The sequence below is a fragment of the Streptomyces sp. NPDC102467 genome (assembly GCF_044765445.1).
Classification (GTDB): domain Bacteria; phylum Actinomycetota; class Actinomycetes; order Streptomycetales; family Streptomycetaceae; genus Streptomyces.
In genome coordinates, this window is the sequence record NZ_JBIWKA010000009.1 from 182,089 (window position 1) to 196,875 (window position 14,787).

The 14,787-nt window shown below is 69.3% G+C and carries 11 protein-coding genes and 1 pseudogene; 8 read left to right on the plus strand and 4 right to left on the minus strand.

The genetic code is table 11. The features are described from left to right. Positions 1–74 precede the first annotated feature (74 nt). The 3 genes from ACIREE_RS20370 (at position 75) to infA (ending at position 5,139) form a co-directional block, all read left to right on the plus strand. On the plus strand, positions 75–3,899 hold the full coding sequence (locus ACIREE_RS20370) for a GH92 family glycosyl hydrolase (RefSeq protein ID WP_404153730.1): 3,825 nt from the start codon (positions 75–77) through the stop codon (positions 3,897–3,899). 251 nt (positions 3,900–4,150) lie between these two features. Further along, positions 4,151–4,915, plus strand: a complete 765-nt coding sequence (locus ACIREE_RS20375) for a GNAT family N-acetyltransferase (protein WP_404153733.1) — start codon at positions 4,151–4,153, stop codon at positions 4,913–4,915. Then, a complete protein-coding gene (gene infA, locus ACIREE_RS20380) occupies positions 4,915–5,139 on the plus strand; it encodes a translation initiation factor IF-1 (protein ID WP_404153736.1) in 225 nt (74 codons plus the stop codon). The genes ACIREE_RS20375 and infA overlap by 1 nt, the downstream gene beginning before the upstream one ends. Positions 5,140–5,195: 56 nt before the next feature. On the opposite strand, the gene ACIREE_RS20385 is transcribed toward infA, so the two are convergent. Continuing rightward, on the minus strand, positions 5,196–5,843 hold the full coding sequence (locus tag ACIREE_RS20385) for a dihydrofolate reductase family protein (protein WP_404153739.1): 648 nt from the start codon (positions 5,841–5,843) through the stop codon (positions 5,196–5,198). 67 nt (positions 5,844–5,910) lie between these two features. Next, positions 5,911–6,300 (minus strand): annotated as a pseudogene (locus ACIREE_RS20390) (ATP-binding protein); the annotation flags it as partial. 113 nt (positions 6,301–6,413) lie between these two features. On the opposite strand from ACIREE_RS20390, the gene ACIREE_RS20395 reads away from it, so the two are divergent. Together ACIREE_RS20395 and ACIREE_RS20400 are read left to right on the plus strand one after the other, a co-directional pair. Next, positions 6,414–7,247 carry a Scr1 family TA system antitoxin-like transcriptional regulator gene (locus tag ACIREE_RS20395; protein WP_404153742.1) on the plus strand — a complete coding sequence of 278 codons (834 nt, stop codon included), beginning with the start codon at positions 6,414–6,416 and terminating at the stop codon, positions 7,245–7,247. Beyond that, complete coding sequence (locus ACIREE_RS20400) at positions 7,247–7,477, plus strand: DUF397 domain-containing protein (protein WP_404153745.1); 231 nt, start codon at positions 7,247–7,249, stop codon at positions 7,475–7,477. Before ACIREE_RS20395 ends, ACIREE_RS20400 begins: the two co-directional genes overlap by 1 nt. 62 nt (positions 7,478–7,539) lie before the next feature. On the opposite strand, the gene acnA is transcribed toward ACIREE_RS20400, so the two are convergent. Then, positions 7,540–10,254, minus strand: coding sequence for an aconitate hydratase AcnA (gene acnA / locus ACIREE_RS20405; RefSeq protein ID WP_404153748.1), 2,715 nt, complete (start codon positions 10,252–10,254; stop codon positions 7,540–7,542). A gap of 349 nt (positions 10,255–10,603) precedes the next feature. On the opposite strand from acnA, the gene ACIREE_RS20410 reads away from it, so the two are divergent. The 3 genes from ACIREE_RS20410 (at position 10,604) to ACIREE_RS20420 (ending at position 13,941) form a co-directional block, all read left to right on the plus strand. Beyond that, positions 10,604–10,804 carry a DUF4236 domain-containing protein gene (locus ACIREE_RS20410; RefSeq protein WP_404153750.1) on the plus strand — a complete coding sequence of 67 codons (201 nt, stop codon included), beginning with the start codon at positions 10,604–10,606 and terminating at the stop codon, positions 10,802–10,804. A gap of 85 nt (positions 10,805–10,889) precedes the next feature. Continuing rightward, positions 10,890–12,419, plus strand: coding sequence for a helix-turn-helix domain-containing protein (locus ACIREE_RS20415; RefSeq protein WP_404153753.1), 1,530 nt, complete (start codon positions 10,890–10,892; stop codon positions 12,417–12,419). A 91-nt stretch (positions 12,420–12,510) separates the two neighbouring features. Then, positions 12,511–13,941, plus strand: coding sequence for a hypothetical protein (locus ACIREE_RS20420; protein WP_404153756.1), 1,431 nt, complete (start codon positions 12,511–12,513; stop codon positions 13,939–13,941). Here ACIREE_RS20420 and ACIREE_RS20425 read toward each other — a convergent pair. Next, positions 13,921–14,769 (minus strand): alpha/beta fold hydrolase, encoded by an 849-nt coding sequence (locus tag ACIREE_RS20425; protein ID WP_404153759.1) that lies wholly within the window; start codon positions 14,767–14,769, stop codon positions 13,921–13,923. The genes ACIREE_RS20420 and ACIREE_RS20425 overlap by 21 nt on opposite strands. Positions 14,770–14,787 lie beyond the last annotated feature (18 nt).

A 14,787-nucleotide genomic window follows, 5' to 3' on the forward strand; every position in this document is an offset into this window, starting at 1 on the left:
GTCCACTTGCCTCCCTACTGGACGTTGCGCAGCGAACTGACAACGTTGTCGACACCGCCGGAGGGTGCTCACCGATGCAGGGCAGATCAAACCGACCCAGCCGATACAGACACCGCCTCGCCACCACGGCGGCCCTGGGGGCTGCCGCACTGGTACTGACGGCGGTAGGGCAAGGGGCCGCGGCCGCCGGTCAGGCCCAGAAGCCGCGTCCCGCCAAGGAGTTCAGCTCGTCCTTCGAGGCGGGGCAGCCCGCTCCGGACTGGCTGAACACCGTCGACACCGCCAAGGACGGCAGCAAGCGGGCGAGCGGCGTCGACGGCGGCTTCAGCGGCGGCATCCCCGGCAGTGTCAACGCACATGTCACGGACGTCCGTGCCAGCGACGAGAACACGGGCGGCGGCGAGACCAAGGAGAACCTGCTCGACGGCGAGCCGAGCAGCAAGTGGCTGGCGTTCACGCCGACCGCGTGGGTCGAGTACGACCTGGACGCCCCGGCCAAAGTCACCAAGTACGCGCTGACCTCCGCCAACGACCATGACGAGCGCGACCCGAAGGACTGGACCCTGAAGGGTTCGGCCGACGGCAAGGAGTGGACCACCCTCGACTCCCGCTCCGGCGAGACGTTCGACAAGCGGTCCCAGACGAAGACGTACGAGATCGAGAAGCCGGCCGAGTACGCCCACTTCCGCGTCGAGTTCACGAAGAACAACGGCGCGAGCGACGCCACCCAGCTCGCCGACCTCCAGCTGTCGACCGGGGACGAGCAGACCCCCGCGCCCGAGGACATGCTCTCCCTCGTGGACCACGGGCCGAGCGGCTCGCCGACGGCCAAGGCGGGCGCGGGCTTCACCGGCAAGAACGCGCTGCGCTACGCCGGTACGCACAAGGACGACGGGCGCGCGTACTCGTACAACAAGATCTTCGACGTCAATGTGGCGGTGCAGCGGGACACCCAGCTGTCGTACAAGGTCTTCCCGTCGATGGCGGACGCGGACCGGGACTACGACGCCACGAACGTCTCCGTCGACCTCGCCTTCACCGACGGCACGTACCTGAGCGACCTGAAGGCCGTCGACTCCAACGGCGGGCTGCTGACGCCGCAGGGCCAGGGCGACGCCAAGCGGTTGTACGTGAACCAGTGGAACGCCGTGAAGTCGGGCATCGGCTCGGTCGCCGCGGGCAAGACGATCGACCGGGTCCTGGTCGCGTACGACTCCGCGAAGGGTCCGTCGAAGTTCCGCGGCTGGCTCGACGACGTCAACATCGCGCGGGCCGAACCGACGCGTCCCAAGGCGCACTTGAGCGACTACGCGTCCACGACGCGCGGCACCAACTCCAGTGGCGGCTTCTCGCGCGGCAACACGTTCCCGGCGACGGCGGTCCCGCACGGCTTCAACTTCTGGACGCCGGTGACCAACGCCGGTTCGCTGAGCTGGCTGTACGACTACGCGCGGGACAACAACGCGGACAACCTGCCCACGATGGAGGCGCTGGCCGCGAGCCATGAGCCGAGTCCGTGGATGGGCGACCGGCAGACGTTCCAGATGATGCCGTCGGCCGCGGCCACGGTGGACACGTCCCGGACGGGCCGCGCGCTGCCCTTCAAGCACGAGAACGAGACGGCCAAGCCGTACTACTACGGCGTGAAGTTCGAGAACGGCGTACAGGCGGAGATGGCTCCGACCGATCACGCCGCCGCGCTGCGCTTCACCTATCCCGGTGACGACGCGAGCGTCATCTTCGACAACGTCTCCGAGCAGGGCGGCCTCACGCTCGACAAGGACAGCGGAGTCGTCACCGGCTACTCGGACGTCAAGTCGGGTCTGTCGACGGGCGCCACGCGTCTCTTCGTATACGGGACCTTCGACAAGCCGGTCAAGGACGCCGAGGCCTCCGGTGTGAAGGGGCACTTCACCTTCGACGCGGGCAAGGACCGCACGGTCACCCTGCGCCTGGCGACCTCGCTCATCAGCCTCGACCAGGCGAAGGACAACCTGGCGCAGGAGATCCCGCAGAAGAAGTCGTTCACGTCCGTGAAGAACGCGGCGCGCGCGCAGTGGGACGCGCTGATGAACAAGGTGGAGGTCGAGGGAGCCACCGACGACCAGCGCACGACGCTGTACTCGTCCCTGTACCGGCTGTACCTGTACCCCAACTCCGGCTTCGAGAAGGTCGGTTCGAAGTACCAGTACGCGTCGCCGTTCTCGCCGATGCCGGGTCCCGACACCCCGACCCACACCGGCGCGAAGATCGTCGAGGGGAAGCCGTACGTCAACAACGGCTTCTGGGACACGTACCGCACGACCTGGCCCGCGTACTCGCTGCTGACCCCGAAGAAGGCCGGTGAGCTGGTCGACGGGTTCGTGCAGCAGTACAAGGACGGCGGCTGGATCTCCCGCTGGTCCTCGCCCGGTTACGCCGACCTGATGACCGGCACGTCGTCGGACGTCGCGTTCGCCGACGCGTACGTGAAGGGCGTCGACTTCGACGCCGAGTCCGCGTACAAGGCGGCCGTGAAGAACGCGACCGTGGTGCCGCCCGCCTCGGGCGTGGGCCGCAAGGGCATGGAGACCTCCCCCTTCCTCGGCTACACGAGCACCGCCACCGGCGAGGGCATGTCGTGGGCGATGGAGGGCTACATCAACGACTACGGCATCTCCCAGATGGGAGCCGCCCTCTACAAGAAGACGGGCAAGAAGCAGTACAAGGAGGAGTCGGAGTACTTCCTCAACCGCGCCCGTGAGTACGTGAACATGTTCGACGACAAGGCCGGCTTCTTCCAGGGCAAGGACGCCAAGGGGAACTGGCGGGTCGACTCGGCCAAGTTCGACCCGAGCATCTGGGGTTACGACTACACCGAGACCAACGCCTGGGGCTACGCCTTCACGGCGCCGCAGGACAGCAAGGGCCTCGCGAACCTGTACGGCGGCAAGGACGGTCTCGGGAAGAAGCTCGACACGTTCTTCTCGACGCCGGAGACCGCGACGTCCGACGTCGCCGGGTCGTACGGCGGTGTCATCCACGAGATGACCGAGGCGCGCGACGTCCGGATGGGCATGTACGGCCACTCCAACCAGGTGGCGCACCACATCACGTACATGTACGACGCGGCGGGCCAGCCGTACAAGACGCAGGAGAAGGTCCGCGAGGTCCTCTCCCGCCTCTACACGGGCAGCGAGATCGGGCAGGGCTACCACGGCGACGAGGACAACGGCGAGCAGTCGGCCTGGTACCTCTTCTCCTCGCTCGGCTTCTACCCGCTCGACATGGCCAGCGGCGAATACGCCATCGGCTCCCCGCAGTTCACGAAGATGACGCTGCACCTGGAGAACGGCAAGGACCTCGTCGTCAAGGCGCCGAAGAACAGCGCGAAGAACATCTACGTGCAGGGCGTGAAGGTCAACGGCCGTACCTGGTCGAAGACTTCGCTGCCGAACGAGGTCGTCTCCAAGGGCGGGACCATCGAGTTCGCGATGGGCTCGAAGCCGTCGAAGTGGGGCACCGGCAAGGACGCGGCGCCCACGTCCATCACGAAGGACGACAAGGTGCCGACGCCGCGCAAGGACGCGATCACGGGCTCGGGCCCGCTGTTCGACAACTCCTCGGCGACGAGCGCGAGCACGGAGTCGGTGGAGCTGCCGGTCGGTGCGGACGGCACGAAGGCCGTGCAGTACACGCTGACGTCGGCGGACAAGGCGAAGGCCCCGACGGGCTGGACCCTGGAGGCGTCGGACGACGGCACGTCCTGGAAGTCCCTGGACAAGCGGTCCGGCGAGTCCTTCACCTGGGACAAGCAGACGCGGGCCTTCTCGGTCCCGTCGCCGCACAGCTACAAGCACTACCGGCTGGTGTTCGCCGGTGGGGCGGCGACGGTGGCGGAGGTGGAGCTGCTGTCGTAGCCGCCTCCAGCGCGGGCCCCGCCGGGACGTCTTCCGGCGGGGCCTTCGGCGTTCCTGGTGCCCCGCGCTCAATTACGTGGACAGGACGGCGGCGCGGCGCCTACAGTCTGGCGCGAACCGTGACGCAGCCCGAGGAGGTGGGACCCATGACCGCAGTACGCACGTGGGTGCTCTCCTCCTTCTCACGGGCCGGCCACTGACATAGGTCGCCGGGAGCGCCCGTACTGGGCGATTCCGAAAGGCAGAGACCTATGGACACAACAGAGATCACGCGCGTCGCCGACCGGCAGTGGCACGCGCTGGAGGACGACCAGGTGGTCGGCCGTGGCGAGGCGTGGAGCAGGCACGACGGCCGGATCTTCCTGAGCGTCGACGCGTGGCGGGACACCGCGTTCGACCGGCTCACCGCCGCCATGCTGGCGGAGCTGCCGAGGCCGCTGTACACGATGGTCGACGCGGCCGACCTGGCGCTGAGGTCCCGGTGGGAGCAGGCGGGATTCACGCTCGGGCGCCGCGAGTTCGTGTACCGCGTGCCCACCGACCCGGGGCGCACGGGGCTCGGTACGGCACAGCCGCCGCAGGGCGTGACGATCCTGCCCCTCGGTGCGGCGGACAAGGCCCCCTTGCGCGATCTGGACCGGACGATCCGCGCCGAGGTCGAGGCGGCGCTCGGCTGGCGGGAGATGCCGGCCGAGGTGCTGCCGCGCCTCGACGACGCCACCGTGATCGACCCGACGAAGTACGCGGTGGCCGCCGAGGGCGACCGGTACGTGGGCCTGATGCGGGTGGCGCCGGTCCCCCGGCAGCCGAGGATCGGGCTCATCGCGGTACGGGCTGCCCGGCACCGGCGCGGGATCGCGCGGGCGCTCCTGGCCGACGTACTGGGCTCCCTGCACCGGTCCGGTGTCGGGGCGGCGACGGCCGAGACCGGCGCGGCCAACGCGGCCGCCGCCGCCCTGTTCGACAGCGTCGGCGCCGAGCGCGTCGGCAGCAACCTGGAGGTCGTACTTCACTGATGCCGAAGACAAACCCTGGTATCGAGATCGAGGGCACCGTCACCGAGTGCCTGCGCAACGCCACGTTCCAGGTGGAGTTGGAGAACGGACACAAGGTGCTCGCTCACATCAGCGGGAAGATCCGGAAGAACTACATCAAGATTCTCCCGTTCGATCGCGTGCTCGTGGAGCTCAGCCCCTACGACCTCACGCGCGGCCGGATCCTCTACCGGTACCGCAACTAGATCGGTAACCGGCGGCTGGGCGCGGGGAGTTGACGGCCCCGCGCCCGCCCGCACGCTCACTTGCGCCAGAACAGATGGTGGATCACGCCGCTCGGGCTGGGCACGACATCGACGTGGAACCGGTCACGCAGGTCGTCCGGTGACTCCCACAGCCGGGAGCCCGAGCCGAGCTTCACCGACGGGGAGACCGCCACGTGCAGCGTGTCGACGAGGTCGGCGTCGAGGAACTGCCGGACGGTGCGGGCCCCGCCGCCGAGCCGGACGTCCTTGCCCCGCGCCGCGTCCTTCGCCGCCGCGAGCACCGTGGCCGGTTCGCCGTCGACGAAGTGGAACGTCGTGTCGGAGAGCGTGAACGACGGCCTCGTGTGGTGGGTCATGACGAACACCGGTGTGTGGAAGGGCGGTTCATCGCCCCACCAGCCCTGCCATTCGTGGTCCTCCCACGGTCCGCGCTGCGGTCCGAACTTGTTGCGTCCCATGATCTCGGCGCCGATGTTGTGCGCGAAGTCCCGCGTCAGGTAGTCGTCGAGGCCGCGGCTCCCACCCGGGTCGGTGCGGTTCGGCCAGCTCGCCGTGGCCCCGGCCCACGAGAACATCGTCCCGGGATCGGCCTGCCCGAACGGCCGCTCCATGCTCTGCCCCTCACCGGCGGCGAATCCGTCACTGGAGACGGTGAAGTTCTGGACCTTCAACAACTGTGTCACGCGTTCCTCCTGCAGTGCGGGTCTCGTCAGGGAGACTCTCCCAGCCGGCCGAACTCATCGCACGCCGCCGGAACTCGCACCAGACCACCTTTCCCGGGGCGCGCTCCCCCACGCCCCACTTGTCCGCCAGCGCCTCCACGAGCAGCAGACCCCGGCCGCCCTCGGCGTCCTCGGCGCCCTGCCCGCCTTGCGGTACAGCGGGTACGCCGTCGCCGGCGTCGTGGACCTCCACGCGCACGCCGTCCCCGTACGGGATGACGCACAGCAGAAGGCCCCGGCCCGGCGGGACACCGTGGACCAGGGCGTTGGTGGTGAGTTCGCTGACGCAGAGCAGGATGTCGTCCGCCCGCCCGCCGTCCACGCCCCAGTCGGCGAGCGCCGCGCGCGTGAACTCCCGTGCCGCGGGGACGGATCGGCGTTCGCGGCGGTAGAAGCGTTCGCGCGGTTCCTCGTTCATGAGCACAATGTCGCTCAGAGTGATTCACTGGCGACAGTACGTCGACCCCGACAGATCTTCTGTCGGGGTCGGAGTGGGGTCGAGAGAGAACGGGGGCGGGGAGATTGACCGTCATGAGCCCCGGGAAACGTCCGCCGAAGAACCCGCCGAAGAATCCGTCGGCGATGAGGATGGTCGCCGATCTTGTCGCGCTGTTCCGCAAGGCCGCCGGGTTCACCCAGGCGGCACTCGCCGAGCGCCTCGTGGTGACCGAGGCGACCATCGCCGCGATCGAGCAGGGGCGGCGGCCGTTGCTGCCGGATCTTGCGCGGGCCATGGACGAACTCCTCGATACGAAGGGGGCGTTGGCCGTTGCGGTTGCCGGGTTGCCGGAGATCGACCAGTTCCCGTTGCACGCCGAGCAGTACATGGCGCATGAGCGGGAGGCCATTGCTCTGTCCTGGTACGACGTCATGACCGTGCCGGGCATCCTGCAGACCGAGGACTGCGCCCGCTCCATGCTGCGCAACCGCGTCCCCGCCTACGACGAGGACGAAGTCGCCGCCAAGACAGCAGGGCGAGTCCAGCGACAGGAGATCCTGCACCGCAAGTGCCCGCCCACCCTGAGCTTCGTGGTCTGGGAGGCCGCACTGGAACTGGGATACCTCAGTTCGTCCGCGCGCGTCGAGCAGCTACAACTTCTGCGCTCGTACGCCGAACTCCCCGGCCTGGCACTCCAGTTCATGCCACTTACCGCCTCCGAAAACGCCGGACTCGGCGGCCCTTTCATCCTCCTGGAGACTCCGGCCCACCAGCACCTCGCTTACACCGAGTCCCAACGCGGCAGCCAGTGGGTTTCCGACCCCGACGAGGTGTCCATCCTGGCGCGCAAGTATGCGATGCTGCGATCACAGGCCCTCGCACCCGAGGAGTCCAAGGGCCTGCTGGACCGGCTGCTAGGAGAGTGATGAGCACCGCACTGAACTGGTTCAAGTCGAGTTACAGCAACGACGAAGGCGGCGCCTGCCTCGAAGTCGCCTACGACTGGCGGAAGTCGAGCTACAGCAGCAGCGAGGGCGGCCAGTGCGTAGAGGTCGCCGCCCACCCCGCCGCCGTGCACATCCGCGACTCCAAGAACCCCGAAGGCCCGCACTTCACGGTCGGCCCGGACGCCTGGGCCGCCTTCCTCAACCTCTAGCGGGAAAGCACGAGGGCCGCACCCCGCCGAGCGGGGTGCGGCCCAACTGCTTGCCTGAGCGCTTAGTTGCGGATCAGGTTGCGCAGCACGTACTGCATGATGCCGCCGTTGCGGTAGTAGTCCGCCTCGCCGGGGGTGTCGATGCGGACGACCGCGTCGAAGTCGACACCGGTGTCGGTGGTGACCTTCACCGTGCGCGGCGTGGTGCCGTTGTTGAGCTCCTCGACGCCGGTGAAGGAGAAGGTCTCCTCGCCGGTCAGGCCGAGGGTCTCAGCCGTCTGACCCTCCGGGAACTGGAGCGGCAGGACGCCCATGCCGATGAGGTTCGAGCGGTGGATGCGCTCGTACGACTCGGCGATGACGGCCTTGACGCCGAGGAGCGCGGTGCCCTTGGCGGCCCAGTCACGGGACGAACCCGAGCCGTACTCCTTGCCGGCCAGGATGGCCAGCGGGGTGCCCTGCTCGATGTAGTTGCGCGAGGCGTCGTAGATGAACGAGACCGGCGCGTCATCCTGGGTGAAGTCGCGGGTGTAGCCGCCCTCGGTGCCCGGCGCGATCTGGTTGCGCAGGCGGATGTTGGCGAACGTGCCGCGGATCATGACCTCGTGGTTGCCACGGCGCGAGCCATAGGAGTTGAAGTCACGACGCTCCACACCGTGCTCGGTGAGGTACTTGCCGGCCGGGGTGTCGGCCTTGATGGCGCCGGCCGGGGAGATGTGGTCGGTGGTGACCGAGTCGCCCAGCTTGGCGAGGACGCGGGCGCCCGTGATGTCGGCGACCGGGGTCGTCTCCATCGTCATGCCCTCGAAGTAAGGGGGCTTACGGACGTACGTCGACTCGGCGTCCCACTCGAAGGTGTTGCCGGTCGGGATCGGCAGCGCCTGCCACTGGGCGTCGCCGGCGAAGACGTCGGCGTAGGACTTGTTGAACATGTCCTCGCCGATGGAGTTGGCGACGACGTCGTTGACCTCGGCCTCGGTCGGCCAGATGTCGGCGAGGTGGACGGGCTTGCCGTCCTGGTCGACGCCGAGCGCGTCCTTGGTGATGTCCACCTTCATCGAACCGGCGATGGCGTACGCGACGACCAGCGGCGGGGAGGCCAGGTAGTTCATCTTGACGTCGGGGTTGATGCGGCCCTCGAAGTTCCGGTTACCGGAGAGGACCGACGTCACGGCGAGGTCGGCGTCGTTGACGGCCTTGGAGACCTCCTCGGGCAGCGGGCCCGAGTTGCCGATGCAGGTGGTACAGCCGTAGCCGACGAGGTTGAAGCCGACCTTGTCGAGGTAGGGGGTGAGACCCGCCTTGTCGAAGTAGTCGGTGACGACCTTGGAGCCCGGGGCGAGGGTGGTCTTGACCCACGGCTTGCGGGTCAGGCCCTTCTCGACGGCCTTCTTCGCGACGAGCGCGGCGGCGACCATCACATACGGGTTCGACGTGTTGGTGCAGGAGGTGATCGCGGCGACGGTGACGGCGCCGTGGTCGATCTCGTACGTCGAGCCGTCGGGGGCGGTGACCAGGGTCGGCTTCGAGGGGACGCCGTTGCTGGTGGCCGGGGCGTCGGACGCCGGGAAGGACTCCTTGCCGGCCTCCTCGTCGTCCGAGACGTAGTTGCGCACGTCCTGGGCGAACTGCTGCGAGGCGTTGGCGAGGACGATGCGGTCCTGCGGGCGCTTCGGTCCGGCGATCGAGGGGACGACCGTGGCGAGGTCGAGCTCCAGCTTCTCGGAGAAGTCGGGCTCGGCGGCCGGGTCGAGCCAGAGGCCCTGCTCCTTGGCGTACGCCTCGACGAGCGCGACCTGCTGCTCGGAGCGGCCGGTCAGCTTGAGGTAGTTCAGCGTCTCGCCGTCGATCGGGAAGATCGCGGCGGTGGAGCCGAACTCCGGCGACATGTTGCCGATGGTGGCGCGGTTCGCGAGGGAGGTGGCGGCGACGCCCTCACCGTAGAACTCGACGAACTTGCCGACGACGCCGTGCTTGCGCAGCATCTCGGTGATCGTGAGGACCAGGTCGGTGGCGGTGGTGCCGGGCTTGAGCTCACCGGTCAGCTTGAAGCCGACGACGCGCGGGATGAGCATGGAGACCGGCTGGCCGAGCATCGCGGCCTCGGCCTCGATGCCGCCGACGCCCCAGCCGAGCACGCCCAGGCCGTTGACCATCGTGGTGTGCGAGTCGGTGCCGACCAGCGTGTCGGGGTAGGCCTGGCCGTTACGGACCATGACCGTACGAGCGAGGTGCTCGATGTTGACCTGGTGGACGATGCCGGTGCCCGGGGGGACGACCTTGAAGTCGTCGAAGGCGGTCTGGCCCCAGCGCAGGAACTGGTAGCGCTCCTTGTTGCGGCCGTACTCCAGCTCGACGTTCTGGCCGAAGGCGTCCTTCGTACCGAACTTGTCGGCGATGACGGAGTGGTCGATGACCAGCTCGGCCGGGGAGAGCGGGTTGACCTTGTCGGCGTCGCCGCCGAGCTCCTTGACGGCCTCACGCATGGTGGCGAGGTCGACGACGCAGGGCACGCCGGTGAAGTCCTGCATGATCACGCGGGCCGGCGTGAACTGGATCTCCTGCGAGGGCTGGGCCTGGGAGTCCCAGCCGCCGATCGCACGGATGTGGTCGGCGGTGATGTTCGCGCCGTCCTCGGTGCGGAGCAGGTTCTCCAGCAGAACCTTGAGGCTGTAGGGAAGGCGAGCAGAGCCCTCGACCTTGTCCAGCCTGAAGATCTCATACGACTCGTCGCCCACGCGCAGCGTGCTGCGGGCGTCGAAGCTGTTCGCCGACACGACAGTCTCCTTCATATATGTGCGCGTTCCACCGCAATCCTGCCGCCACGCCACGTTGCCGATATGCTGAGGTAAGGCTAAGTTAGGTAACCCTTACTGCCTTCGCCGTCAGACTCGACGATGCCGTGGGGCCGCGGTGCGCCTCGGCAGATATCTCGATGTCGAGATAACTGTAGTACATCGCCCTGCGGTGCCGTCGAGTGGTGCCGTCGCGCCCGTTTGCGGACCGCCTCCCTCCATCGTCGTACGGGGCCGGGGGAAGCACCAGCGCGGCTCCCCGCCCGACTGATCGGGGCGCCCGGGGGTATGCGGAGAAGACCGCAGACCCGCACGGGAGGAGCCAGCAGTCATGCCGCTCACGTTCCGCAAGAGCTTCCGGATCCTGCCGGGAGTACGTCTCAACATCAACCGCAAGTCGTGGTCGATCACGACGGGCGGCGGTTCGCACGGGCCCCGGCACACGCACAGCAGCACCGGTCGCCGCACGACCTCCATGGACCTGCCGGGCCCCTTCGGGTGGCGTCGGACCCATACGGCGAAGCGGCGCTGAGGTCGCCGTCGACATGCCTTCAGGAAGGGGCGCCCGCCCGGACCACCCGACATGCGTCATCTCATATCTGAGATAGCCTGCCGCCATGGCAGACGACTACCTCGTACGTATCGGCAAGCTCATCCGCGACGCCCGCCAGCACCGGGGCTGGACGCAGACGCAGCTGGCCGAAGCGCTCGGCACCAGCCAGAGCGCTGTGAACCGCATCGAGCGCGGTAATCAAAACATCAGCCTTGAGATGATCGCCCGGATCGGCGAAGCCCTGGACAGCGAGATCGTCTCCCTCGGCTACGCCGGACCGATGCACCTGCGGGTGGTCGGCGGGCGCCGGCTGTCCGGTTCGATCGACGTGAAGACGAGCAAGAACGCGTGCGTGGCGCTGCTGTGCGCGTCCCTGCTGAACCGGGGGCGCACGGTGCTGCGCCGCGTCGCCCGGATCGAAGAGGTGTACCGGCTCCTCGAGGTGCTCAACTCCATCGGCGTGCGCACCCGCTGGGTCAACGACGGGGTGGATCTGGAGATCGTGCCGCCCGCGCAGCTGGACATGGGCGCCATCGACGAGGTGGCGGCCCGCCGCACCCGCTCGATCATCATGTTCCTCGGCCCGCTGCTGCACCGCATGGACCGCTTCAAGCTGCCGTACGCGGGCGGCTGCGACCTCGGCACCCGCACGATCGAGCCGCACATGATCGCGCTGCGCCGGTTCGGCCTGGACATCACGGCCACCGAGGGCCTCTACCACGCCGAGGTGCAGGCGGACGTCTCGCCGGACCGGCCGATCGTGCTGACCGAGCGCGGTGACACCGTGACGGAGAACGCGCTGCTGGCCGCCGCCCGGCACGACGGCACCACGGTGATCCGCAACGCCTCGTCCAACTACATGGTCCAGGACCTGTGCTTCTTCCTGGAGGCGCTGGGCGTCCGGGTCGACGGCATCGGCACGACGACCCTGACCGTGCACGGCGTGCCGCAGATCGACGTGGATGTCGACTACTCGCCGTCCGAGGACCCGGTCGAGGCGATGAGCCTGCTGGCCGCGGCCGTGGTCACCGAGTCCGAGCTGACCGTGCGCCGGGTACCGATCGAGTTCCTGGAGATCGAGCTGGCCGTCCTGGAGGAGATGGGGCTCGACCACGACCGCACGGCCGAGTACGTCGCCGACAACGGGCGCACGCGTCTCGTCGACCTCACGGTCCGCCCCTCCAAGCTGGAGGCGCCGATCGACAAGATCCACCCGATGCCGTTCCCGGGCCTGAACATCGACAACGTCCCGTTCTTCGCGGCGATCGCGGCGGCCGCCCAGGGCAAGACCCTGATCCACGACTGGGTCTACGACAACCGCGCGATCTACCTCACCGACCTCAACCGGCTCGGCGGCCGCCTCCAACTCCTCGACCCGCACCGGGTCCTGGTCGAGGGCCCGACCCGCTGGCGGGCCGCCGAGATGATGTGCCCGCCCGCGCTGCGCCCGGCCGTCGTCGTGCTCCTCGCGATGATGGCGGCCGAGGGCACCTCGGTGCTGCGCAACGTGTACGTCATCAACCGCGGTTACGAGGATCTGGCGGAGCGGCTCAACTCCGTGGGCGCGCAGATCGAGACGTTCCGGGACATCTGATCGCACGGAATGTAAGGGTTCCGCGACAGCTGACGCCGCGGACGCAGCACCCCCGCGACAGCTGATCACGCGGGATGTGAGGGTGGGCCCCATGAGGTACCACCGCGCCCCCGCCGCCCTTGCCTTCTGCGCCGCCCTCGCCCTGCTCGCCGGGTGCGGGGGCGGCGGCGCGTCCGATGGGGGCAAGTCGGCCGCGTCGCAGGGCAGTTCCGTGCCGCGGGAGCCGAAGGCCAGTCACGCCCCGGCCGCGGGGAAGGGGGCCAAGGATCCCGACGACGTCAACGGCGACGGATACCGGGACCTCGTCGTGCCGGTGACGCCCCGCTCCGACCCCGACGACGGGCCCGGGATCCAGCACGACCGGGTCGGCGTCGTGTTCGGGTCCGCGCACGGGCTCGATCCCTCGACCCGGGCGGTGTACGGACGCGGCGACCTCGGACTGCCGGCCGACACCGCGTCGGGCGGCGACGACGACAACGTCGCCGCGGACGCGGTGACCGTCGCCGACCTGGACGGCGACGGGTTCCCCGACTTCGTCGCGCCGGCCGCCGACGGCACGGTGGAGACCGCCGGGATCTCGATGGCGCGCAGCGCGCCGTACATCGCGTGGGGTTCGCCGACCGGCCCCGGCGGGGGCGGCACGAAGGCGACACCGCTGCGACTTCCCTCCGGCATCTCGCAGTCGGGCATCGGTATCGATGTGCGCGGGGACTTCGACGGGGACGGGCACCCCGACGTGGCCGGGGTCTCCCGTGACACGGGGACCGTGTGGATCCTGTACGGCCCGTTCACCCGGTCCGGCGCCCCGGCGCGCAGCGGCACCCTGCCCGGCGCCGACGGGACGCTGTACGCCGACGCCCTCGATCCGGACGGGAAGCCGAAGGTCACGGCGCTCCTCATTCACCACATGGACGACGGCGAGCAGACGCCCGGCACGCTCTACGCCGATCCGCGCACCCGTACAGGACGAGAAGTCCGCAAGGGGAACGCGTACGCCTTCGGGGACTTCGACGGCGACGGAAAACGCGATCTCGCCATCGGCGACAACGGCAGCCGCAACGACGAGCCGGGGTACGAGACGGAGGCACCGGACGTCGAGGGTTCGCTGTCCGTGTACCCGGGCGCCGGGGGCACTCCGTCGACATACCGGCTGCCGGCGGGCGCAACCGCCGGCTCCGACATCGGCGGGTACCTCGCCGCCGACCCGGACGGCGACGGCCGCGACGGCATCCTCGTCGCCACGGACGACGGCGCCACGCTGATCGACGGGTCCGAGCGGCGCACCGTGCTGCGCCGGGGCCCCGCCCGCCTGGACGGCAGGAAGACCCCGGCGAAGGAGCGTCCCGCCCGGCCGTACGCCGCCGCCGACTTCGACGCGGACGGATGGGACGAGCTGGTCATGGGGTGGGCGGCCGGGACGACGTCCGACCTGTACGGGCGACAGCCCACGCACTGGTGGATCACGTCGGGGATGTCGGGGCGGGACGTCGCCTCGTTCGCTCTAGTCGGCGACGGGGTCTGAGGCGAACTCGCGGATCGCCTTCGCCAGGGCGCGCGGCTGGTCCAGCGGGATGAGCGTGCCGCACTCGTCCAGCTCCACCAGGCGTCCCTGCGGCAGCAGTTCGGCGAGCCGACGGCCGTGGGCGGGCGGCATCATCTTGTCCTGCCTGCCCCAGACGACGAGGGCAGGACGGTCGTACGTGCGCAGGGCGTCGGCCGCCTCCATCATCTCCGACTTCACGCTCGCGCGGAGGTAGTGCTGAAGGGTGGCGCGGGCCACCGGGTCCTTGCGCAGGGGCTCGACCCAGCGGTCGATCAGGTCGTGCGGGACGGGCCGGTGGGACATCGCCGCGTACCCCGTGCCCGGCATCCGGCGCAGCGGGCGCACCGAGAGGACCTGGGCGAGGAGTGCGAGGCCGCCGGGGACCCGGGACGCCGCGTCGAGAAGCTTGCCGCCGGGGCCCGGCGGATAGTTGTCGAAGGCCTCGCAGCCCGCGATGACCAGGCGGCCCACGCGCTCGGGCCGCGCGGCGACGAGCTGCTGGAGGCGGCCCCCGTCGTTCTCCACGAACACGGTGTCGTCGCCGAGCTTCAGGGTGTCGGCGAACTCGCCGATGAGCAACGCCATGGTGTGGGGCGAGAGTTGGGCGCCGGGCCGCAGCGGTGTGCGGTGGCTGCCGTACGGGAGGGTCGGGACGACGCAGCGCACGGACGCGCCGAGTTCGTCCACGACGTGCCGCCACACCGTGCCGTCCTGGGCGAGCCCGTGCAGCAGGACCACGGGCGTGCCGTCGCCGCCCGTGTCGTCGTACGCGATCGGACCTACGGAGAGTTCGGCCTGTTGCGTCATGCGCCCGAGCCTATGCCC

Excerpts from the sequence above, each read along its gene's own strand:
- ACIREE_RS20410 (WP_404153750.1), top strand. The coding sequence starts at position 10,604 with ATGCCGCTCACGTTCCGCAAGAGCTTCCGGATCCTGCCGGGAGTACGT.
- ACIREE_RS20415 (WP_404153753.1), top strand. The coding sequence starts at position 10,890 with ATGGCAGACGACTACCTCGTACGTATCGGCAAGCTCATCCGCGACGCC.
- ACIREE_RS20370 (WP_404153730.1), top strand. The coding sequence starts at position 75 with ATGCAGGGCAGATCAAACCGACCCAGCCGATACAGACACCGCCTCGCC.
- ACIREE_RS20425 (WP_404153759.1), bottom strand. The coding sequence starts at position 14,769 with ATGACGCAACAGGCCGAACTCTCCGTAGGTCCGATCGCGTACGACGAC.
- ACIREE_RS20375 (WP_404153733.1), top strand. The coding sequence starts at position 4,151 with ATGGACACAACAGAGATCACGCGCGTCGCCGACCGGCAGTGGCACGCG.
- ACIREE_RS20420 (WP_404153756.1), top strand. The coding sequence starts at position 12,511 with ATGAGGTACCACCGCGCCCCCGCCGCCCTTGCCTTCTGCGCCGCCCTC.
- infA (WP_404153736.1), top strand. The coding sequence starts at position 4,915 with ATGCCGAAGACAAACCCTGGTATCGAGATCGAGGGCACCGTCACCGAG.
- ACIREE_RS20400 (WP_404153745.1), top strand. The coding sequence starts at position 7,247 with ATGAGCACCGCACTGAACTGGTTCAAGTCGAGTTACAGCAACGACGAA.
- ACIREE_RS20395 (WP_404153742.1), top strand. The coding sequence starts at position 6,414 with ATGAGCCCCGGGAAACGTCCGCCGAAGAACCCGCCGAAGAATCCGTCG.